Here is a 22,444-nt window from a genome sequence, read left to right as displayed (position 1 = left end):
CATGTATAGATGAGCGGAATATGATACGATGAGAGATATTGGAAATGCAAGGAGGATGACAACTAAAGATGGAAAAAATACGTACACGTGCTGAGGTAAACCCAGAAGCAACTTGGGATCTGAGAGACCTGTTTGCAACCGATGTGGAGTGGGAGCAGGAGCTTCGATCACTTCCTGAGGCTGCTACCGAGATTGAAACGTTCAAAGGACGTCTGGGCGAAGGCGCTGGACAATTGCTGGCTTGTCTGGATGCTCGTGAAGCTTTGCAGGAGCGTATCGGCAAGACGGCTTCTTATGCCCGACTTAAGCAGTCGGAAGACAGCACCAATCCGGTGAATATAGAGAACTCTGCCAAAGCAGGAGATATCCTATCGAATCTGTCGTCGTCCTTGTCTTTTATAAATTCAGAGATCGTCGAACTACCGGATGGAACTGTAGAGCGTTATATTCAAGAGCTTCCGGGTCTGGAACCATATGCGCGCAGTTTGGAGCGTTTGATTCGAGAAAAGGCACATCGGCTCACACCGGAGACCGAGAAGGTACTCGCTTCACTCGGAGAGGTGCTGGATTCACCATACCGTATCTATCTGCGCGGTAAACTGGCAGACATGACGTTTGACGATGCCCTCGATGGAGAGGACAATACTCGTCCACTGTCCTGGTCATTCTATGAAAATAATTATGAGATGTCGTCCGATACAAAGCTGCGCCGCTCTGCTTATGCTGCGTTCAGCTCCACATTGAATGAGTACAAAAATACGTTCGCAGAAGGTTATGCAACCGAAGTGAAGAAACAGGTTGTCTTATCCAGATTGCGTGGTTATGACGATGTTACTGATATGCTCCTCAGCCCACAGCAAGTGAGCAAAGAGATGTACAATAACATTCTGGATATTATCCAGCAGGAACTTGCACCTCATATGCGCAGACTGGCCGCTCTCAAGAAACGTGAACTGGGCTTGGACAAGCTGATGTTCTGTGATCTGAAGGCGCCGCTTGATCCTGAATTTAGCCCTGCCATTACATATGAGGAGGCATGTACGCTCATTCGCGAGGCACTGGATGTGCTCGGTCCGGAGTATGGCGAGATCGTAGAGCGCGCATTTCGTGATCGCTGGGTGGATTACGCAGATAACGCAGGCAAATCCACAGGAGCGTTTTGTTCTTCCATATATGGTTCGCACTCCTATATCCTGATTTCATGGGCGAACAACATGCGCGGAGCCTTTACGCTTGCCCATGAAGTGGGACATGCAGGCCATTTCATGCTCGCGGGTCGTTACCAACGGCTCACGAATACACGCCCATCTCTCTATTTCATTGAGGCACCATCGACGATGAATGAAATGCTGCTGGCAGATCATCTGTTGAAGCGTTCCGATAATCCAAGAATGCGTCGCTGGGTCATTTTGCAACTCCTGAATACGTATTATCATAACTTTGTTACGCATCTACTGGAAGGTGAATTGCAACGCAGAGTATACGCTCTCGCCACAAAAGATGAGCCAATTACGGCGAAGACGTTAAGTCAGCTCAAAGGAGACATCCTCTCCGAATTTTGGGGACCTGATCTCGTTATTGATGAAGGGGCCAAACTTACGTGGATGAGACAACCTCATTATTATATGGGACTCTATCCATATACCTATGCGGCAGGTCTGACAGCTTCCACAGCGGCGGCACAGCAGATCAGGGAAGACGGACAGCCTGCGGTGGATCGCTGGCTTGATGCACTCAAAGCCGGTGGAAGTCTCACGCCGCAGGAGTTAATGAAGCTCGCGGGTGTGGACATGTCGGGACCTGAGCCGATTCGTTCTGCAGTTGCTTATGTCGGCAGTCTGGTCGACGAACTTGAACGTCTGTATTCCTGATCTGGTTCATATAGTATACGGACAAGGCAGAACGGGTTGTCTGCATGCACTGCCTTCCTTGCGTGGGGGCGGTGCATCTTATTTTGCAAGGGGAAAGGAACGATGATGAATGGTGTTAACGAGCGTGTCCTCATCGATCGGCCGATTAAGCGTGGACGGCTTCGGTGTGTTTGATGACATGAATGCTGTACCGGGATTTGAGGGAGTGCAGGATGGCTTTTTTTCGGGAGTAAACGAAGTGGGTGCCATGGGTGCATTTGGTTCAATTTTCATTGGTGCCGTATTTCTTATCATTGCGGGTGCCATTGTGTATGGAATTATCTCCTCCGTACGCACGTGGTCATCGAATAACGCGGCAGCCCTGTTAACCCTGCATTCAACCGTTGTGACCAAAAGAAAGGAAGTCTCAGGTGGTAGCGGGGATAGCAGTGCGACTACCCGGTATTCTGTTACATTTGAATTCGATAATGGTGAGCGTATTGAACTGATCGTTGGTGGAACCGAATATGGCATGCTGGTGGAAAATGATCGAGGGATGCTGACGTATCAAGGGACACGCTTCAAGCATTTTGAGAGAGATGTACAGCCCCAGTCGGGGGTAAGCAAAGGCCAGTTTTATACGTGAAAAAAGAACTGCGGCTCCTCCCAAGTGGGAGAGAGTCGTTTTTGGTATGCAGAAAAGAAAGAAAAATCGGAGGGTATTCAAACGCTTACAATGGTGATATACTCGTAAAATAAAGTAAAACAGTATAAAACAAAAACAAACAAACAATAAATACAGAATAAGTACAGAGTTACGGAATGATTGAAGAGATAAGGATTGGAAAAAAGGAATGGCTCGAAAGGTTGGTGAAGCGCAGTGAGCGTGTTGGCTTATGATTTGGGTGCTGGGAGCGGGAGAGCGCTGCTAGGACATCTGAATGACCGAGGCATCGAAACGAGCGAGATCCATCGGTTCAAGAATGAACCGGTGAAAGTTGGCGAGCGGATGCACTGGGATATTCTGCGATTGCATCATGAATTGTTGCAAGGGCTTACGCTTGTGAAACAGCAGGGCGAAGCGCCGGAAAGCTTAGGGATTGATTCCTGGGGCGTAGATTTTGGTCTGCTCGGCAGTAATGGTGAATTACTGGGTAACCCGTATCATTACCGTGATACACAGTTTAACGGCATGATGGATCAGGTACGCCAAGAGCTGACCTCTCAGCGAATCTTCGAACGTACAGGCATTCAATTTCTTAGCTTCAATACCCTGTATCAATTGGCAACGCTTCAACGCAGTGGTTCCCCGCTTCTTCATGAAGCAGAGCGTTTTCTCATGATTCCGGATTTGCTTCGTTATTTCCTGACAGGAGAAGCGGTGAATGAATTCACTAATGCAACGACAACCCAATTGTACAATCCATTAGCGGGGCAGTGGGATAGTGAGTTGCTAGCGCATATTCGCATTTCGGAGAAACTGTTCGGTGAAGCCGTGCTGCCAGGTACCCGTGTTGGACAGTTGCGCAGCAGTATCTGTAACGATCTGGGGCTTTCGCCTATTCCGGTAATTGCCGTTGCAGAGCATGATACGGGTTCAGCCGTTGTGGCTGTTCCTGCAATAGAACGTTCATTTGCTTATCTGAGCTGTGGAACCTGGTCCCTGATGGGTACAGAGATAGATCATCCTGCAATTAGTGCCGAGAGTCTGGCCTTGAACTTTACGAATGAAGGCGGGGCGGGCGGAACATTCCGTCTGCTCAAGAACATTATGGGCCTGTGGATTTTGCAGGAAAGCATGCGGGAGTGGGATCGTCAGGGTCAGGGAGTTAGCTATGATGCGTTATTGGCGAAGGCGGAACAGGCACCTCCATTTACCAGTTTATTTGATCCTGATGATGAACTGTTTATGGCAGCAGGAGATATGACGACGCGTATACGACAGTATTGCCGTGCTACAGAGCAAGTGGTACCAGAAGATCAGGGGGCTATTGCCCGGGCAATTCTGGAGAGTCTGGCATTGAAGTATAGAAGAGTTCTGGAATGGACGGAACAATTGTCGGGACAAACGTTCAACGGATTGCATATGGTCGGTGGAGGCATCCAGAACCGCTTGTTATGTCAGTGGACTGCAAATTCCATTGGCAAGCCGGTATGGGCAGGTCCGGCAGAGGGAAGTGCCATCGGGAATATGGCTGTGCAATGGATGGCGAGTGGAGCTTTTAAAGATATTTGGGAGGCACGTAAGACCATTCGAGATTCATTTCCGGTAACAGCGTATGAGCCGCAGGATAGGTCAATCTGGGAAGAAGCTTACGGCAGATTTCTGCGTGTGACGGCTTCGGCCAATTCGCAAGCGGGGAGTGAGGTGTAACATGCTGGCAGCCGAGCGGTACGACCGGATTGTGGAGATGGTGAATGTAAAAGGCAGTATGCGTGTATCCGAGCTTAGTGAACGCTGCCGGGTGACGGAGGAAACCATCAGGCGGGATCTGGATCGGCTGGAACAGGCAGGACGACTGCGTCGTTCCCACGGTGGTGCAGTGAGTGTGAAGGAAGATCAGCCGGAGATCCCTTACCGGATCAGGGAGACAACCCATGCGGAAGAGAAGAAACGGATTGCACAGGCGGCTCTGGCGATGATTAATCCGGGTGACCGCATTCTGTTGGATGCCAGCACAACGGCAGGCTATATGGCAGCGAACATGCCTGATTTTCCGCTGACGGTATTAACCAATTCCATTCAAGTAGCCACGGAACTTAGCAGCCGTGACAAGGTTGAAGTCATCTCGACAGGAGGCCAACTGGCATCTCGCTCGTTGTCTTTTGTTGGGCCGCTCGCGGAGCGTTCTCTGGAGACGTATCATGTGGATAAATTGTTCTTGTCTTGTAAAGGTGTACATCTCGAAGGCGGCGGAATCAGTGAATCCAATGAACTCCAGGCAAGGCTGAAGCAGAAGATGGTTGGCATAGCGGATCAGGTCATCTTACTTGCAGACGCCAGTAAATTTGGTGTTCGTGCCTTTGCCCGGGTATCCGGTTTAAGTGCAGTTCATACAATTGTTACCGATCAGCCATTGGAGGCTGAACAGACCGAGCGTTTGAGCGGATACGACATAGGGATTATTACAGTTTAAGTTTTACGATTTATTTATACAAATTGAACTACATCAAAAAATCTGGGGATAACAGCGATCGGAAGGTTATTCTGTCATCAGAGTGTCCAGTGTAAATATTCTTTAGTCAATTCATCTACTAATCAGTTAATAGGAGCGTGTAATTATGAAGGTCTCCTTATTCATTACCTGCCTCAGTGATGCCATCTATCCCCGAGTCGGGGAGGCCATGGTCAGATTGCTCGCCGCTCATGGCGTTCGGCTGGATTTCCCGCCGGTTCAGACCTGCTGCGGTCAGCCTTCCTACAATAGCGGGTACTGGGATGAGACTCGGGTAGCAGCCAAGACAATTCTGGAAGCATTCGACGACAGTGACTTTGTGGTGTGTCCTTCGGGATCTTGTACGTATATGATTCATCATTATCCCGAACTGTTCGCGGATGAACCGGTATGGTTGGAGAAGGCAAAACGACTGGAAGCCAAAGCCTATGAATTCACTCAATTCCTCGTTCAGGTACTCGGGATTACCGATCTGGGCGCACATTTTCCACACAAAGTAACCTATCATCCATCCTGCCATGGCAGCCGTCTGCTTGGTGTGAAGGATGAACCGATGGCGCTGCTCTCTCAAGTAAAGGGACTGGAATTGGTTCCACTTCCATTCGCTGAGGATTGCTGCGGGTTCGGGGGTACTTTTGCCATCAAAATGTCCGATATTTCAGGAGCGATGGTTACCGAGAAGGTCGATCATGTCAAAGAGACACAAGCCGAAGTACTGGTTGGGCTGGATATGGCCTGTCTGATGAATATCGCAGGTAATCTGCGTTATCGGAATGAACCGGTGCGTGTGATGCATCTGGCGGAACTACTGTATGAGGGGGTGCGAACAGGATGAGCCAACCGGGAGCCATGGATACTACGGTCAAAGAACGTGCCGGACTGGCCTTGAATGATGATTTTCTGCGTAAAGCGGTCAAATTCACGACAGAACGATTGCGTAATGGGAAAAAGTCGGCCTCAGAAGAACATGGAAACTGGGATGAATGGCGGGAGCGTGGCCGTCAGATTCGTCTGCATACCATTGCGTATCTTGATTATTATCTGAATGAATTCGTTAATAATGCTCGCGCGAATGGGGTTCATATTCATTTTGCAGATACCTCGGTGGAAGCAGCGGCGATTGCGCTGGATATTGCGGCGCACAAGCAAGCTACTACGGTGGTGAAATCCAAATCGATGGTATCGGAGGAAGTGCATCTGAATCATGTGCTGGAGTCGGCAGGCATTGAAGCCATTGAGACCGATCTGGGTGAATACATCATTCAGTTGGCAGGTGAAGCTCCTTCTCATATTGTCATTCCAGCAATCCATAAGAACCGCTACCAGATCGCAGAGTTGTTATCGAAGGAAGCAGGAGAAATTCTGGAACCGGATACAACAGTACTCGCTGGGTTTGTACGCAAAAAGCTGCGCGAGAAATTCCTGGAAGCCGATATTGGCATGACGGGTTGTAATTTTGCGATTGCAGAGACTGGTTCCATGGTCTTGTTCGAAAATGAAGGTAATGCCCGTATGGTATCCACTGTTCCGAAAACGCAAATTACACTCATGGGCATGGAGCGGATCATCCCGTCGTGGACAGATCTGGAGGTCATGGCAACCTTGTTGCCGCGCTCCGCAACAGGTCAGAAATTAACGATGTATATGTCAGGCATCACAGGTCCTCGCCGCACAGCGGATGGAGATGGGCCGGATGAAATGCACATTATTATCGTGGACAACGGTCGATCCCTACAGCTCGGTGATCCCGAATTCCAAGAACTGCTGAATTGTATCCGCTGCGGCGCCTGTCTGAATGCTTGCCCGGTATATCGTCATATTGGAGGTCATGCCTACGGTGGAACATACAGTGGTCCGATTGGCGCGGTACTGACGCCTGCACTCAATGGCAATATTGATGAATGGAATGACATTGCGGGTGCTTCGAGTCTGTGCGGAGCCTGTTATGAAGCATGTCCTGTTAAAATTCCACTGCATGATATGCTTGTTTATTTACGTAGGCGTAAAGTGGAAGACGGCCATGGAAACAAAATGGAAAGTATAGGCATGAAGGGCTTTGCCGCCGTTGTTTCCAATTCCAAACGCTTCAGTGCAGCCATACGTCTGGGACAGATCGGGCAGAAAGCAGTTGTACGCAACAATGGCATTTCACTCAAGCTGGGTCCACTTAAAGGCTGGAACAATTATCGGGTTGCCCCAAGTCTCGCCAAGAAATCTTTCCGGCAGCAATGGAACAAGCTGGATCAGGAACTGAACGAAGACCATAAGGCCATGGATTCTTCCGTCCGCAGTCGTATGGAGCAGATTATTCGTGATCGAGAGGAAGGAGAGGGTGAGCATGGTCACTGAACATCAGCAATGGCTTGCGCAATTGGAGAAGAAGTCCATTGAGAAACAGGAGCAGTTCATGAATGATATTGCTTCGAAATTGAGAAGACCAAGGCAACGACATGCGCCGACCCAACCCTTTCGGGGAGCACCCGATTTTTGGACTGAACTGGAATGGGATGAAGAGAAGCGTATTCAGGCATTTACCGATAACTTTGTGAGTGTAGGTGCCCATATCGCCCGGGTTCAGAACATGGATGAAGTATCCCAATTCATCGCCCATAAATCTCATGAGTTGAGTGCCAAATACATCATTCGCCAAAATGAACAGGCGCTAGAGGATCTGGGTTTGGAAGAGAAGCTTCCCGATGTACAGATCTTAGTCTGGAATAGTCAAGCGGATGAGAACTGGAAGGCGCGTGCAGCCGAGGCTGATATCGGTGTGGTCATGGCGGATTATGCGACAGCATACACTGGATCCGTCACTGTACTTTCTTCACCAGAAAAGGGACGGTCAGTTAGTCTACTGCCTACGGTACTCATCATCATTATTCCATTGGACCGACTGTACACCAGACTGGGTGAGACGCTGGATCGATTTGACGAAGCGGGAAGAGAGAATCTTCCGGCAGGCATCCACTTTATTTCAGGACCAAGCCGCTCTTCCGATATAGAAAATGATTTGACTATTGGCGTACACGGACCAGGCATTGTATATGGTCTGATTATGGGTTAGCTGCGTGTTAAGAGTGATTGCACAATATGATTTTGACAACTGTCCGCGAAGCAGCTTTTGGCTGTTAAGGGCAGTTTTTTGTTTGTGTATTATAGGTTAAAACTATTGAATTAATATTTATTATATATTTCACCTATCAATGATAGCGGTGTATAATCCATCTCAATAGAGAATTCATATGTGATTACGAAAGAGAAAAAGGAGGCATTACGATGAGTATATTTTCATATCAGGTTCCATTCATGGAGGGGCACAAGGGTGATTTTTCAGCTTTAAAAGGGAAAGTCCTGCTTATTGTGAATACAGCAAGTCAGTGTAGCTACTCCCGCCAATTCAATGAACTTCAACAGATGTATGAGAAGTATGGTGATCAGGGGCTGGAGATTCTGGCCTTTCCTTGTAACCAGTTTAACGACAAAGAACCAGGCAGTAGCAATGAGATAGTCGAGTATTGCAGGAAACAGTTTCAGATATCCTTTCCGATCCTGGAGAAGGTTGAGGTCATTGGGCAGTCGATGCATCCGTTGTTTCGTTATCTGATTGAAGAAGCGCCATTTCAAGGTTATGATCTGGACACGCAAGAAGGACAGTGGATGGACACCTTTGTTAAGGAGAAGCATCCAGAATTGTACCAAGGAGACGGAATCAAATGGAATTTCACCAAATTCCTGATCGACCGTAGTGGAGACGTCCATGGCCGTTATGAAACGACAATTGCCCCATTAGAGATGGAGTCAGCTATTCAGAATCTGTTAAGGAAATCCTAGATATGCTGCAATTACTGTCCTGAAGTCCTATGACTTTGGGACTGTTGAAGATTGGAACTGGAAATGTTAGGGTAAAAGAAGATAACGAATGCATACATTTTTTTTAATCAAAAATGACCAATATACTATTTTGGTCAATTGGTTCTTCTATGAGTTTTAAGGTTATCTGGATGAAATGTGAAAATGTGCAAAAAATAACGCGAGTCTGTTGATCTGAAGAGCAAGTGTAATCACGTCATTATTTTTTAGTTGTGAACTTTTAACTTGGAAAGAAGGAGTGAGCGTCATGTCACCAATTTCAGTGCCTCAACCAAAAACATTTGGTCCGCTGGGCAATTTGCCGCAATTGAACTTTGATGAGCCCGTACAATCTCTGGTGAAACTTGCTGATGAGTATGGACCGATCTTTCGAATGGAGTACCCTGGGCGAAGTGAATTGTATATTTCAGGTCACGAACTGGTCGCCGAGGTAACGGATGAATCCAAATTCGACAAACGTGTGTGGGCACCCCTTGCGAAGGTTCGTGCATTTGCAGGAGATGGACTATTTACGAGTTGGACCGAGGAGCCGAATTGGAAAAAAGCCCATAACGTACTGCTGCCAAGTTTCAGTCAGCGTGCCATGCAGGGATACCACAATAAAATGATTGACCTGGCTGTGCAGCTGGTTCAGAAATGGTCACGATTGAACCCGGATGAGACAGTTAACGTTCCGGATGATATGACGCGTCTTACGCTCGACACGATTGGACTGTGTGGTTTCAACTACCGGTTTAACAGCTTCTACCGGGAAGAACCACACCCATTCATTACGAGTATGGTAAGGGCATTGGATGAATCCATGAGTTCATTGCAGCGCCTGCGTCTGCAAGACAAGCTGATGATCACCAAAAAGAAACAGTTTGAACAAGATATCCGTTCGATGTTCTCGTTGGTGGATCACATCATTGCCGAGCGAAAAGAGAAACCGCAGGAGGGGGCAGACGATCTGTTGTCCCACATGCTCAGCGGCAAGGACCCGGAGACAGGAGAAACACTGGATGATGAGAACATCCGCTATCAGATTATTACATTCCTGATTGCAGGACATGAGACCACAAGTGGTCTGTTATCCTTCGCCATCTATTATCTGATGAAGAATCCCGATACATTAGCTAAAGCCCAAGCTGAAGTGGATCAGGTTCTAAAAGATCCAGTTCCAACGTACAATCAGGTTCGCAATCTGAAGTACGTTCGCATGGTTTTAAACGAAGCACTACGGTTATGGCCTACAGCTCCGGCCTTTTCCCTGTATGCCAAGGAAGATACGGTGCTTGCGGGTCAATATCCTTTGCAAAAAGGTGACAGCGTCAGTGTCCTTATTCCCAAGCTTCATCGGGACCGTGCAGCGTGGGGAGATGATGTGGAAGCATTCCGGCCGGAACGGTTCGAAGACCCGAGTAAAGTGCCGCATGATGCTTACAAGCCTTTCGGTAACGGTCAACGGGCATGTATTGGTCAGCAATTTGCACTTCAGGAAGCAACGCTGGTGCTGGGCATGGTCCTCAAGCATTTTGACTTCATAGATCATGCGGATTATCAGTTGAAGGTCAAAGAAACCCTGACGCTCAAACCGGATAACTTTACGATTCGCGTACGTGCTCGTGGGGGTCAACCGGTCATGGCCGTTCCGGGTGTAGCGGTCGAAGAACCGACTCCAGTTGCCAAAAGAACAGAGCCAGATGCGGCAAATGCCCATCACACACCGATGCTAGTTCTGTACGGTTCCAATCTGGGCACGGCGGAAGGCATTGCGCGTGAGATTGCCGATACCGCCAGATATCAGGGTTTCCGCAGTGAGGTTGCTGCGCTGGATGATCGCGTTGGCAAACTGCCGAAGGATGGTGCCGTTATTATTGTCAGCGCATCCTATAATGGTCAGCCGCCAAGTAATGCCAAGATGTTCGTCGAGTGGATTGAACATGCGGACGCCAATGAATTCAAAGGTGTGCGTTTCGCTGTTCTGGGATGCGGTGACCATAACTGGGCGAGCACCTATCAGCGTATTCCGCGTTTAATAGACGAACAATTGTCTTCCAGAGGAGCAGAGCGGTTATCGCCCTTGGGTGAGTCAGATGCAAGCGGTGATTTTGAGAAACAGGTGGGGGATTGGACGGAGCAATTATGGCCGGATCTCGCACGAACTATGGGGCTCAAACTGAACACAAGCTCCAACAGCGAACGCAGCTCACTATCTGTACAATTTGTCAGCGGACTCGCGGTGACCCCTCTTGCAGATACGTATGATGCACATGTGGCGGAAGTACTGGAGAACAGAGAGCTTCACGACGCGGGCAGTGAACGCAGTACACGTCATCTGGAGATCAAACTGCCTGAAGGCATAACCTACAAGGAAGGTGATCATCTGGGTATTCTGCCACAGAATCCACCGGAACTTGTGGAACGTGTACTTCGTCGATACGGGTTTACCGGAACGGAGCATCTGGTTCTGGATGCATCCGGTCGGAGTGCCGCACATCTGCCATTGCATCAACCGGTTAACCTGTATGACCTGCTCAGTCATAGCGTTGAGCTTCAAGAAGCAGCAACCCGTGCACAGCTTAGAGAAATGGCTGCATATACGGTATGTCCACCCCATAAAAAGGAGCTTGAAGCACTGCTTGATGAATCCGTGTATATGCAAGAAGTGCGGAATAAACGGATATCCATGCTGGATTATCTGGTAAAATATGAGGCATGTGAACTGCCATTCGAGCGGTTCCTCGAATTATTGCCTTCACTGAAAGCCAGATATTATTCGATCTCCAGTTCACCACGTGTTCAGCCCGATCAAGCGAGTATTACGGTCAGTGTTGTGCGTGCCCCGGCATGGAGTGGACAGGGAGAATACAAAGGTATTGCGTCGAACTATCTGGCCAACCTGAAGTCGGGTGATGAGATTGTCATGTTCACCCGGACACCAGAGTCCGGGTTCCAATTGCCGGAGGATACACAGGTTCCCGTCATCATGGTAGGCCCGGGTACAGGAGTGGCCCCATTCCGAGGTTTCTTGCAGGCGAGACATGTATTGAAGCAGCAGGGTCAAGAGCTTGGTGAAGCGCATCTGTACTTTGGGTGCCGGAATCCTGAACATGATTATCTGTACAAAAATGAACTGGAAGCAGCCCAGCAAGAAGGGATTGTGAAGCTTCATACGGCCTTCTCCCGTGTAGACGGGGAGGAGAAATGTTATGTACAGCATCTGATGAGAGACGATGCCCGTCATCTGATTCCTTTGCTTGAAGAGGGTGCGCATCTGTATATCTGCGGTGATGGCAGCAAGATGGCACCTGATGTGGAAGCCACACTGCAGCATGCATACGCTGATATACATGGCAAGTCTGCGAAGGAAGCAGAAGATTGGCTTAATCAGCTTCAGCAGGAAGGTCGTTATGCCAAAGATGTATGGACAGGCATCTAATGTAAACATGTGAAGGATCAAAGTGATCCCTAACTGGCTGAGCGGTGAGACACAGAAGCAGTTCTGTTCTCACCGCTTTTTGACATAAACTGATTCTTTAGCAGATGAGTGGGAGTATGAGTTATAATTATAAATTGAAAGGGAGCACCCGTACGCAGACATTGGGGAACCCATGCAACGCTTGCATTAGGAATCAGCTTTACTTCCGGGTACACGGACGTTTCAGGCTCTTTCTTCGGACGGTTGGCCGATAGATCGACTCGACGCTGGAGAGAGGAAATAGAATACGGGAAGGGACTCTGCCTTTTCCCTGGAGTTCAAGATAATCCAGTCCCACGCCTACAAGTCTGATATTGTTGAATGCATTCCAGGAAGGAAACGTCGTGCGGATTCCCACTCGGATGCCTCGCCGTGTTCGAGGAATATCGAACACCCGAATGGAATTCAGACTGAGTGGAATGAATAATTGACGGTTTACTTTGATAAACTGCCTTGAATAGACACGACGAATGCGTCCCGGCTCCAACCCGGAGAGTGGAGTATTCAGTTCTGCAAGGTGCCCCTGAAGTTCTGCCAGACGCTGCTGAAGTGTTTTTCCAGTATGGAGATGCTGCCAGCTCATAAGTATTCCTCCGTTCGCCATTTGTACCTAGTATATGAAGGAACGGGGTCGGAAGGTGTACGTTTGATAGCCCATGTTCTTTACGGCTAACGGGGTTTTATTTGATAATAGGGGAGTGATCCAAGTGATTGTAGAAATGTATAAAGACCTCATTCAGGATGAGCGTGGCAATTATTATCTGGCAGTACAGATCGAGGGCAATGAGCTTACGCTCGTTAATGCATTCGTCGAAGCGGCATTCACACCTGACCTGATCTACAATGAAGAGTTTCGTGCCAAGCACAAGGAGATGGAAGGCGGATTTGTAGGCAAAATAGCGATGGACCTCCTAAGACACGATGTAGTCATGGGTATGAAGCAAATCGACCGCAAGCTGTTGAACCTGTCAGATGTGGAGCAGCAGTTCAAGGTAAATTATATTGATACCATTGAATTTTATCGTCATCCTGCATGGCAACGGAAGGTGTAAAGGGAAGTCTTCTCCTCTGTAACCAGAGAGTGGGTTCTTCTCTCAAATCAAATTGGCTATGATCTGCCTTATACCAGCAACAGAATATATTGAAATGTACAAGCGCAAGTGCAGGGCAGTAAGCCTCCGCAACTTGCGCTTTTTGGCGTATATGGTTAATGACGTGTGAGACTTAGAAACGAACCAGGTTATTGACATTGACAGGCAATCCTGTGGCAATGGCGCGATTGGCCGCAATACCGGTCAGAATGGATCTGGCACCGTCCACGTGGTTAGCTGCACGATGGAACGGATCTTCTACAGGCTCTCCGAACAGATCATTCAGCAGAACCGGGTCACCTCCGCCATGTCCACCTGCTTTCTCTTCCACTTCAACCTCATATGGCGCATCGAACATCGGAAGAACGCGCAATGTTTTACCGATCAATGCACCTTCCTTACTTTTGTCACCCAATGAATTGACATAGGATTGTTCCACGATATTCATCTCAATCCGGCCTTTGGTGCCGTTAATGGCAATTCGGTAACCTTCCCATGGCTGGTAGGCAACGAGGGAGTACGTCAAAATGGCTTTGTTCCGATACTTCACAAGAACACCCATCGTATCCTCAATATTGATGCCATCCCCAAATACACTTTGATCGCGCTGATAACCATCTTCCGACTCGGCATCCAGATACATGGACTTCAGATGAGCATCCGAATCCAAATGCAGTGCAAAAGGATCTTCCTTCGCGAGCGGGTTGCCGGTTGCCCGGTTGTAGAATTGTGTTACACCGCGTTCCTCGGCATTTTCTCTGCCATAATACATGAGATCTCCGAATGCGAACACGGTATCCGGTTGCGAACCAATCCAGAAATTCACCAGGTCAAAGTGATGCGTGGATTTGTGAACGAGCAGTCCGCCGCTATTGCGCTTGTCCCGGTGCCAGCGACGGAAATAATCTGCGCCGTGGCGGGTATTCAGCAGCCACTCGAAGTGAACGGAAGTGACCTTTCCAATGGTATCATTCAGAATAAGCTCGCGTATTTTGGTATGGTGCGGCGCATAACGGTAGTTAAAGGTTACTCTTACGTTCTGACCGGTCCGCTTGACGGCATCCAGGATGTCCTGACATTTCTCCTCATCGATGGTCATCGGTTTCTCGGTTACAACATCACATCCAAGTTCCATCGCTCGAATGATATACTTGTGATGGGTGCGGTCAACGCTCGTTACGATGACATAGTCAGGCTTCTCGTTCTCAATCATCTGATCAAACTGATCGGCAGGATAAGTAGGTACCTCTGGATACTTGTACTTTTCCTTCAGTAACTGATTCGCATAATTCATACGGACTTGATTGATATCGCAAAAGCCGACAAGCTCGGATGTATCCCTAAAATCTCGTGTCAGAGCACCGTAAAAAAATTCTGCACGGCCACCGGTCCCGACTAATACATAACGTTTCTTGTTACTCATGTCTATCGCCTCCTTGAATATAGCTTTAGACTATAACAAGGGAGTACTTCTTTCGCCGCATTTTATGCGTAACCGCTTTCAAATGCCGCATATTTTGCTATAATTTATGGAAAGGAGAGAGGGAGACATGACTGAACCCTTTCGTGCGGATTTTCATGATCCCACGGATCTACTGCACATTGAATATGATCGTCGCATTGGGTATTTCTCGATGACGGATGACCACCTGCATGATCATTATGAGTTGTATTACCTGTTGTCTGGTGAGCGTATCTATTTCATCAAGGACCGAACCTATCGGGTAAAGGCTGGCGATCTGGTGTTTGTTGACCGGAATACGGTTCATAAGACATTGGAGAGTGGCATGCCCGACCATGAGCGTATGGTACTCTATATAAAGCCTGAGCTTTTTGTAGCCATGGCTATTTCAACGGAGTTAGTTGAAGGCTTGAAAGAACCCTTTTGCTGGGAGATTCCAATTGTAAGGTTTCCATCTCAAGTCACTGAGGTTCTGGAACGGATGGTTAGCGAAATGGTTGATGAAATGCTTCATCCCAAACCTGGAAGCAATCTGTTAATGCGTCACCGGGCTATTGAATTGTTGCTGCATGCCTATCGTAATCAACATCTGGGCAGGTTATGCTCCGATGATCGTGAGCCGGTTCTTCATCCCAAGACACAGGCCGTCGTGCGTTACCTGAATGAAAACTATCAGAAACCACTGACATTGCCGGAGGTGGCGGACACGTTTCGCATTAGTACGCATTATCTGAGTCGATTGTTCAAGCAAACGACGGGGTTTACCTTCAGTGACTATCTGAATCTGTTACGGGTAAAGGAAGCACAGCGTTTGCTGCGGGAAAGTGAGGAGTCCATTACGGACATCGCCTGGCTTGCCGGATTCAGTAACTTCTCTCATTTTGGCAAGATGTTCAAGCGTACCGTTCAGGTGTCACCAAGATCCTACAGGCAGGAGTACAGGGAAACAGGCTCAATGAGAACGATAAAATAGGGGGAAAATAAACGATGATTGAAGCGAGATTGAATGAACTGGGGATCATTTTGCCAGAGGCGAGCGCCCCCGCAGCGAAATATGCCAATGCCGTTATTGTCAATGGAATCATGTATGTATCCGGGAAAGGACCTGATACCTCCGAACGCGGCAAACTTGGAGCAGAATTCACAACAGAGCAGGGATATGGTTTTGCCCGGAACGCTGGATTGGAGGTACTCGCTGTCGTTCGAGATGTGCTGGGATCATTGGATCGGGTGAAGAGAGTAGTTAAAGTGCAGGGCTTCATCAATGCGTCCGCTTCGTATCAGGAACATCATAAAGTACTGAATGGATTCTCGGATCTGATGATGGAGGTATTCGGGGATCAGGGGGTACACGCCCGTTCAGTATTCGGTGCAGTATCCGTGAGGGATAATCTGCCGTTGATCATTGATTCCATATTTCAGGTGGAGGAGTAGGTGTATGTATGACTGATTCATCTTCATTTAATCCCATAATGCTAACCATTCCCGAGAGCTTCCACACAGAACGCCTCACGATTCGAGCACCCCAATGGGGTGATGGCGCGGCCGTTAATGAGGCGGTCCGTGAGAGTGCGGTGCAGCTGCGGTTGTGGTTACCTTTTGCCGAGAAAATCCCTTCATTGGAAGAGTCAGAAGTGACTGTTCGCAAAGCAAGGCTGCAATACCTGGAACGTACTGACATGATGCTACATTTGCGTGACAGACATACGGATGAATTGGTAGGTAGCAGCGGGTTACATCGGATCGACTGGAATGCACGCTGTTTCGAGATCGGCTACTGGATTCGCACATCGCGAGCTGGCGAGGGATTGGTCACGGAGGCGGTGAAAGGGATAGAGCAATTCGCCATTACTCATCTGGAGGCCAATCGGCTGGAGATCCGCTGTGATGCCCGCAATGTGCGGAGTGCCAAAGTAGCTGAACGAGCGGGATATACGCTAGAAGGTATACTGCGTAAGATGCGCCGGGACAGTACAGGCACGCTGGTCGATTGTATGGTTTTCTCGAAAGTCAGGGGAAGTGAATTTGAGTAGTGGGTTAACCACTTTTGGATAAGATGAAGATCGGAGGCAGGTATGGAGCAAATCGGTCAAGGAAGAACTGCGGAAATCTATGCGTATTCGAACGACCTCATTATGAAATTATACAGAATTGATTTTCCTCACGAAGCGGTTCAAAATGAATTTAGAATAACTGAGCTGGCATACAAAAAAGGACTACCTGTCCCACAGGCAGTATCCTTGATAGAACATACTACATCGCGTGCAGGCATCGTTTTTGAACGAATCGAGGGTACCACGCTGTTGTCACTTATGATTCAGAAATCGAAAGTAGTGGAGCAGCTCTCATTCAAAATGGCTGACTGCCACTACAAACTTCATTGCGAGCGGGATGATGAAGCAACACTTCCCTCTCAGAAGCAGATTTTATCGGGAGCAATCCGCAATGTTCAATTATTGTCGGAGAATGATAAAACACGAATACTTTCCTACTTAACAACATTGCCTGATCGGCAGCAGATCTGTCATGGCGATTTTCACCCCGATAACGTGATGCTGAGTGAGGTGGGCGAGCAATACTGGGTTATCGATTGGATGACTGGAATGTCTGGGGATCCTGCGGGTGATGTGGCTCGAAGCTGGGTAATATTAATGAGCGGTACAATGTCGGAAGATACTCCGCCTGCTATTCACACGGGTTTTGAAAAGGCTCGTGAATTGATTCTCGAACATTATATCCATCACTACATACATCTTTCCGGGATTTCCCGTGAAGCGATTGAATCCTGGATGCTGCCAGTTGCTGCTGCGCGTCTTGATGAAAATCTACCTGATCAAGAGGCGCAGCAGTTGCTCAAGTTTGTTCAGGAACAACTTCGTCTATTATAAAAGTTAAATTAAAGATTATTTACATTGACACTACGATGACAGAATAACCTTCCAATCGCTGTTATCCCCAGATTTTTCGATTCCCTTTTCCGAAGGGGAAAATCCGGGGATAAAGGCGAGCGCTTTGCTTTTTCAGGTTTTTTCTGTCCTCTCCGTTATCGTGTTAATGATTAGTTCAACTTCTATAGACGAATCTAATCATTTTTTATTAAAGGGTAGAGAAAGAGAGGGGACAAATTCATGCTGCATTCATTAAAGGCCATACAATCTTACAAATCAGGCAACACGCCGGAAGCCCAGCAGCATTGGCTGCAACTGCTGGCAGCAGCGGAGAAGCCGCATATTAACCTCGAGCGCATTCATTCTATCGCCGAACTTGAGGGCACAAATCCGGTGCTGAATTACACCGAGCGTACACTTCAAGTGCTGGAGAAGCTTCAGGTTTCTTTTTGGGTCCGTGAAATTCTCGAGGAAGTATTAATGTGGTCAGAGACGGCGAAGGCCGGATCACGGGAGCAGCGGCGGGCATGGCAAAAGCAAGGCGTTAACCTGTTTGTGCACAATGTGGGGTCCGCTCAGTTGTATGACCTCTATGTGGCGGCAGGCCAACTGGATAACAACATCGATAAGAACAAGGAGACGAGAAATGGTCAACCCGGTTCTATAAGCGAACACACTACACCGATTTCATCCACACCGAGACATGAGGTTGTTCGTACCCTTATTGCTACGCATGGACTAATTGGACAGTACATACGCGGGGAAATTCCATTTGCCGAGAATACTCCGCTTCACTCCATAATCGGTAAAGGATGGCTGTCTACAGAAGAATTGCACGCCTTACTGATGGCATTAAATGAGTGTATTATTGCAGGCGTTGATCTAGCGCTATGGAAACAGGTAGAGGCTGAGGTGGAGCGAATTGTAGGCTGGATTATCGCCGGACCGGAGCATGAAGACTGGAGCGTGAAAGAACGGTTATCCCGTTTGAGAAGTTCATCCATCCAGCAAGGAGAAGCTATGGACACGGCTTATGCCAAACTTCAAACGGAACTGGATGTGGATTCAATTCTAGCTCCGCTGGCTCATCGTACGCTGTGGTATGTGGAGTCGGCTATGCAGGATTTCTCGTTGCAGGAGATGGTAAAAGTGTTCCTGTTGACGCTTTACAGTGAGAGTATGCATTCCACACCCATGGAAGGTCAGTCCGCTATCGTTCGTCACATCAGCTTCGAACCATTGATGAATACGATGTATTACGACTATAAAGGCGTCAAAAAGCTGAATATTTACAAAAAACGAATGATCGAAAAGTATTTGGAACAGTATTCGTGGGAACAGTTAGCTGCAGGAGAGCAGATCGTGTACCCCCATCTAACACATCGAATTGAGCGCCATACAGATTTACCAGATACCCTGTTCGTGACCTTTGAATTTTCCCCGGCGGCGGAGAAGCTCATTGCATTCTGTATTGAAGCGGAAAAGTCTCCATTGTATGAGAAAGCTGTGCTGCTTTTATTCGATCTGTTCGGGTTGCGCCGGGATGCCTATGACCGGTTCCACAATGAAGAGACGTACTTGTCCGACATGAACAGTTCGGGTGATTACAAAAAAGTGCTGCTGGACTATATCGTGGGTAAACGGGTACTTGATATTGGTCCGGGTGGAGGGATTCTGCTGGATCTGATTGAGCAGGGAAAACCGGAAGTGGAGCCGATCGGTATCGATATCTCAGCCAATGTGATTGAAGCGCTGGAACGCAAGAAACAGCGTGAGGGACATCGCTGGCAAGTCATGAAGGGGGATGCCCTGCAACTGGAGCAATATGTGCAACCAGGCACAGTGGATACGGTAATTTTTTCATCCATTCTGCATGAATTGTATTCATATATTGAACTTGACGGCCGAAGATTTAATTCCGACACGGTTGTGGCAGCGCTGAAAAGTTCATTCCATGTGTTGTCACCTGGAGGAAGAATACTGATTCGGGATGGCATCATGAGTGAACCGGAAGCACAGAAACGCCGGATTCGTTTCCTGGAACCGGATGGGATGCGCTCGCTGGAGCGGTACACAGAGGATTTTCAGGGGCGTGCGATTGAATATGAGCGTATCTCAGACAACGAGGTCGTGATGCCGATCAACGATGCGATGGAATTTCTCTACACCTATACGTGGGGCGAAGAGGCATATGTGCATGAGATTCAGGAACAGTTCGGTATATTTACACCGACGGCCTATGAGAATTGCATCCGAGAAGCGCTGGGCAAACAAGCCGAAATCATTACGTTCCGACATTTCCTTCAGGAGGGGTATACGGAAGCACTCGGAGAACGAATGATCTTCATGAACGAAGATGGCGAGCCTGCGCCTTTGCCAGACAGTACCTGCCTGATTGTCATTGAGAAGAAGAAAGGATTGGCGGACGGATGATGAGCGAGGCCAGTACGGTTTTGTATTTTGTTAGACATGCGGAGTCTCAATATGTTGAAGGACAGGAATTCGAGCGTGGGCTGACAGAGCAAGGACATCAAGATGCGGGAACGGTTGCCAATCTGCTCCATGGGGAGCAGATTCAACGGTTCTATTCAAGCCCTTACAGGCGAGCGGTGGATACGATTCAGATTCTGGCAGATCGGTCAGGTGGAATTGTGGTGACAGATGAAGATCTGCGTGAACGCCAGTTGTCGAGTTCGGATGTGAAGCATGAGAATTTCCGTGAAGCCAAGCTACGATTGTACCGAGATCCCACGTATGCGTACCCTGGAGGAGAGTCTGGTGAACAGGCTCGCTCAAGGGCAGTAGCGGTGATCGAGAGAATTCTGAGTAAACATGCGGGTCAGAAGGTAGTCATCGGAACACATGGAGATGTGATGACGCTTATCTTTCAACACTATGACTCTTCGTACGGTTATGATTTCTGGGAGAAGACTACGATGCCGGATATCTATAAGCTAGAGTTTGATGGACGGCATAAGGTAATCGGGGTAACCCGATTGTGGGAGGGACAGAGTTATATATGAGAAATGCATTAGCCAGGATGAGAACTGGAGGGGAAATCAATGAGCAGAACGGATGTGCAGAAGCTACTGGCGGATCTGAATGAGGGACGGATTCTGACCCAGCAGACATTCGAAGAGTTGGATGTGGAAGTTTATTTGGATGAAAGGGATGGTACTGCTTTTGCCGACGACTGGATGCAATCTTTTGAACGTTGGGCTCAAGCTTCCAAGGTGGCTGAAGAAGAGGTGCTACGCGCATGCAGGGAACAGGCGTTCAAACAAACCTTAGCATTTACAGGCGAACCTGAGTTGGCGGGGTATGTGAGTGATGATATTGGTTTAATTGGGGCTGCATTGTTACAGGGTACGGTTAGAGATTCCTTTGTGGATCAGCTGTTGGAAAGTTATCGTCAAGGCAGGTTGCCCCTGCGATAAGCGGGGGGAGGACCAACAGGGTTGTTTTCGTTTGTATAAAAAAACAGCATCAAATGTACATTGTGGGTCGGCTGAGGCATAAGGTACAATTCACCTAAGCAATCGATGAGAATGATAATCATTATATGTGAAACGTTCTCACGGTTACATCAACAGATCACATAGGGGTGAAGGGTAACATGGTAGGTTTAGTTAAAGGTTTCAATGGGTGGGCGATTACATTACTGCTCATGGGTCTGGTTATATCGGGATGTAATACAAATGCCGCTACGAATGCGGAACAGACTCCTGCAACTGAAAGTGTAGCTTCTGGAGAAAATACATCTGGAACCGAGACAGAGCCTGCGACACGAGTTGTGCAGGATGAATTTGGAGATGTGACGATTCCGGTTCAACCTCAGCGGGTTGCTGGAATATATGTGGAAGATTATCTGAAGGCGCTCGATATTACACCTGTAGTGCAGTGGTATAACCCGATGTGGGGTGTACAGGATTATTTAGAACTGGATGTTCCAAAATTTGATACTACAGGGAGTATTGAGGCTTTGTTGGAATATGATCCGGATCTTATCATTGTAGATGGTGGAGCGGATATGGAGAAATATGAGATGTACTCCAAGGTGGCACCGACGTATCGTCTGCCTGAGAGCGTACTGCAGGATTCCAATCAAATTTTGAAAACCATTGCCGATGTTGTAGGTCAACCGGAGAAGGGTGAAGAAGTTGCAGCGGCATTTGAGGCCAAAATTGCAGATGCGAAGACAAAGCTGCAGGAAGCGGTCGGGGACGAGACCGTTGCAGTTGTCCGATTGAATGTTAACGATGATACACTGGCACTGTTCGGTGTGAAAAATCGGTTCACCGGAGTTATTTATTCGGAGCTTGGTCTAACACCTCATCCGCTGGTTAGCAAGATGGAAGAATACCAGGAAATTCTGTCTGAAGAGGCCGTACCGCAACTTGATGCAGATCATCTTATTGTGTTCCCTTCCAATGGTGAATGGTCTTCCCCCGAGAACAAGGAAGCCTTGAAGGTACTTGACAGCACATTGTGGAAATCTCTTCCGGCGGTTAAGAATAATCAAGTTTACATTATGGAAAGATCACATTGGCAATCTGGTGCGATTACAGCAAATTCCATGAAAATTGATGATCTCTTGGAAAAAATGACTCCATAAGTAGAACGCCATAACAAAGAAAGTTCTTCAAT

20 protein-coding genes are annotated in these 22,444 nt (G+C 48.0%); 18 read left to right on the top strand and 2 right to left on the bottom strand.

All coding sequences use genetic code 11. From position 1 onward, the window contains the following. Window positions 1-68 precede the first annotated feature (68 nt). The 9 genes from pepF to AC4G47_RS18270 all read left to right on the top strand — a co-directional run bounded on the left by pepF (window position 69) and on the right by AC4G47_RS18270 (window position 12,317). The gene (gene pepF, locus AC4G47_RS18310) at window positions 69-1,871 is read left to right on the top strand and encodes an oligoendopeptidase F (protein ID WP_491102128.1); all 1,803 of its coding nucleotides are present in this window, start codon (window positions 69-71) and stop codon (window positions 1,869-1,871) included. A gap of 109 nt (window positions 1,872-1,980) precedes the next feature. Further along, complete coding sequence (locus AC4G47_RS18305; RefSeq protein WP_491102127.1) at window positions 1,981-2,496, top strand: DUF2500 domain-containing protein; 516 nt, start codon at window positions 1,981-1,983, stop codon at window positions 2,494-2,496. 234 nt (window positions 2,497-2,730) lie between these two features. Then, window positions 2,731-4,224: a rhamnulokinase gene (locus AC4G47_RS18300; RefSeq protein WP_491102126.1), complete on the top strand. Its 1,494-nt coding sequence runs from the start codon at window positions 2,731-2,733 to the stop codon at window positions 4,222-4,224. 1 nt (window position 4,225) lies between these two features. Continuing rightward, a complete protein-coding gene (locus AC4G47_RS18295) occupies window positions 4,226-4,987 on the top strand; it encodes a DeoR/GlpR family DNA-binding transcription regulator (protein ID WP_458126543.1) in 762 nt (253 codons plus the stop codon). A 145-nt stretch (window positions 4,988-5,132) separates the two neighbouring features. Then, on the top strand, window positions 5,133-5,861 hold the full coding sequence (locus tag AC4G47_RS18290) for a (Fe-S)-binding protein (protein ID WP_017688927.1): 729 nt from the start codon (window positions 5,133-5,135) through the stop codon (window positions 5,859-5,861). After that, window positions 5,858-7,375, top strand: coding sequence for a LutB/LldF family L-lactate oxidation iron-sulfur protein (locus AC4G47_RS18285; RefSeq protein ID WP_491102125.1), 1,518 nt, complete (start codon window positions 5,858-5,860; stop codon window positions 7,373-7,375). Before AC4G47_RS18290 ends, AC4G47_RS18285 begins: the two co-directional genes overlap by 4 nt. Next, window positions 7,365-8,090, top strand: a complete 726-nt coding sequence (locus AC4G47_RS18280; protein ID WP_491102124.1) for a LutC/YkgG family protein — start codon at window positions 7,365-7,367, stop codon at window positions 8,088-8,090. Before AC4G47_RS18285 ends, AC4G47_RS18280 begins: the two co-directional genes overlap by 11 nt. Window positions 8,091-8,302: 212 nt before the next feature. Continuing rightward, window positions 8,303-8,857: a glutathione peroxidase gene (locus tag AC4G47_RS18275; protein WP_491102123.1), complete on the top strand. Its 555-nt coding sequence runs from the start codon at window positions 8,303-8,305 to the stop codon at window positions 8,855-8,857. Window positions 8,858-9,143: 286 nt separating this feature from the next. Then, window positions 9,144-12,317 (top strand): bifunctional cytochrome P450/NADPH--P450 reductase, encoded by a 3,174-nt coding sequence (locus AC4G47_RS18270; protein ID WP_491102122.1) that lies wholly within the window; start codon window positions 9,144-9,146, stop codon window positions 12,315-12,317. Between the two features lie 199 nt (window positions 12,318-12,516). Here AC4G47_RS18270 and AC4G47_RS18265 read toward each other — a convergent pair whose 3' ends face one another. Further along, window positions 12,517-12,939 (bottom strand): hypothetical protein, encoded by a 423-nt coding sequence (locus AC4G47_RS18265; RefSeq protein WP_491102121.1) that lies wholly within the window; start codon window positions 12,937-12,939, stop codon window positions 12,517-12,519. A 124-nt stretch (window positions 12,940-13,063) separates the two neighbouring features. Between AC4G47_RS18265 and AC4G47_RS18260 the strand changes: the two genes are divergently transcribed. Beyond that, window positions 13,064-13,408 (top strand): hypothetical protein, encoded by a 345-nt coding sequence (locus AC4G47_RS18260; RefSeq protein WP_491102120.1) that lies wholly within the window; start codon window positions 13,064-13,066, stop codon window positions 13,406-13,408. A gap of 172 nt (window positions 13,409-13,580) precedes the next feature. Here AC4G47_RS18260 and AC4G47_RS18255 read toward each other — a convergent pair whose 3' ends face one another. Further along, window positions 13,581-14,870, bottom strand: a complete 1,290-nt coding sequence (locus tag AC4G47_RS18255) for a Gfo/Idh/MocA family oxidoreductase (RefSeq protein ID WP_491102119.1) — start codon at window positions 14,868-14,870, stop codon at window positions 13,581-13,583. Between the two features lie 127 nt (window positions 14,871-14,997). Between AC4G47_RS18255 and AC4G47_RS18250 the strand changes: the two genes are divergently transcribed. The 8 genes from AC4G47_RS18250 (at window position 14,998) to AC4G47_RS18215 (ending at window position 22,412) form a co-directional block, all read left to right on the top strand. Next, window positions 14,998-15,882 carry a helix-turn-helix domain-containing protein gene (locus AC4G47_RS18250; protein WP_491102118.1) on the top strand — a complete coding sequence of 295 codons (885 nt, stop codon included), beginning with the start codon at window positions 14,998-15,000 and terminating at the stop codon, window positions 15,880-15,882. A gap of 14 nt (window positions 15,883-15,896) precedes the next feature. Beyond that, on the top strand, window positions 15,897-16,343 hold the full coding sequence (locus tag AC4G47_RS18245) for a RidA family protein (RefSeq protein WP_458126552.1): 447 nt from the start codon (window positions 15,897-15,899) through the stop codon (window positions 16,341-16,343). An 8-nt stretch (window positions 16,344-16,351) separates the two neighbouring features. Next, complete coding sequence (locus tag AC4G47_RS18240) at window positions 16,352-16,942, top strand: GNAT family N-acetyltransferase (protein WP_491102117.1); 591 nt, start codon at window positions 16,352-16,354, stop codon at window positions 16,940-16,942. A 42-nt stretch (window positions 16,943-16,984) separates the two neighbouring features. After that, window positions 16,985-17,797 carry a phosphotransferase family protein gene (locus AC4G47_RS18235; RefSeq protein WP_491102116.1) on the top strand — a complete coding sequence of 271 codons (813 nt, stop codon included), beginning with the start codon at window positions 16,985-16,987 and terminating at the stop codon, window positions 17,795-17,797. Window positions 17,798-18,037: 240 nt separating this feature from the next. Next, the gene (locus tag AC4G47_RS18230) at window positions 18,038-20,230 is read left to right on the top strand and encodes a class I SAM-dependent methyltransferase (protein ID WP_491102115.1); all 2,193 of its coding nucleotides are present in this window, start codon (window positions 18,038-18,040) and stop codon (window positions 20,228-20,230) included. After that, window positions 20,227-20,820 (top strand): histidine phosphatase family protein, encoded by a 594-nt coding sequence (locus tag AC4G47_RS18225; RefSeq protein WP_491102114.1) that lies wholly within the window; start codon window positions 20,227-20,229, stop codon window positions 20,818-20,820. The genes AC4G47_RS18230 and AC4G47_RS18225 overlap by 4 nt, the downstream gene beginning before the upstream one ends. A gap of 39 nt (window positions 20,821-20,859) precedes the next feature. Continuing rightward, window positions 20,860-21,234: an immunity protein PIM1 family protein gene (locus AC4G47_RS18220; protein WP_491102113.1), complete on the top strand. Its 375-nt coding sequence runs from the start codon at window positions 20,860-20,862 to the stop codon at window positions 21,232-21,234. A 179-nt stretch (window positions 21,235-21,413) separates the two neighbouring features. Further along, window positions 21,414-22,412, top strand: a complete 999-nt coding sequence (locus AC4G47_RS18215) for an ABC transporter substrate-binding protein (RefSeq protein WP_491102112.1) — start codon at window positions 21,414-21,416, stop codon at window positions 22,410-22,412. Window positions 22,413-22,444 lie beyond the last annotated feature (32 nt).

It is taken from the genome of Paenibacillus sp. Negev47 (assembly GCF_058313655.1).
The sequence above is the reverse complement of the archived record's forward strand: the minus strand, read 5'-3'. Positions and strand labels throughout refer to the sequence as shown.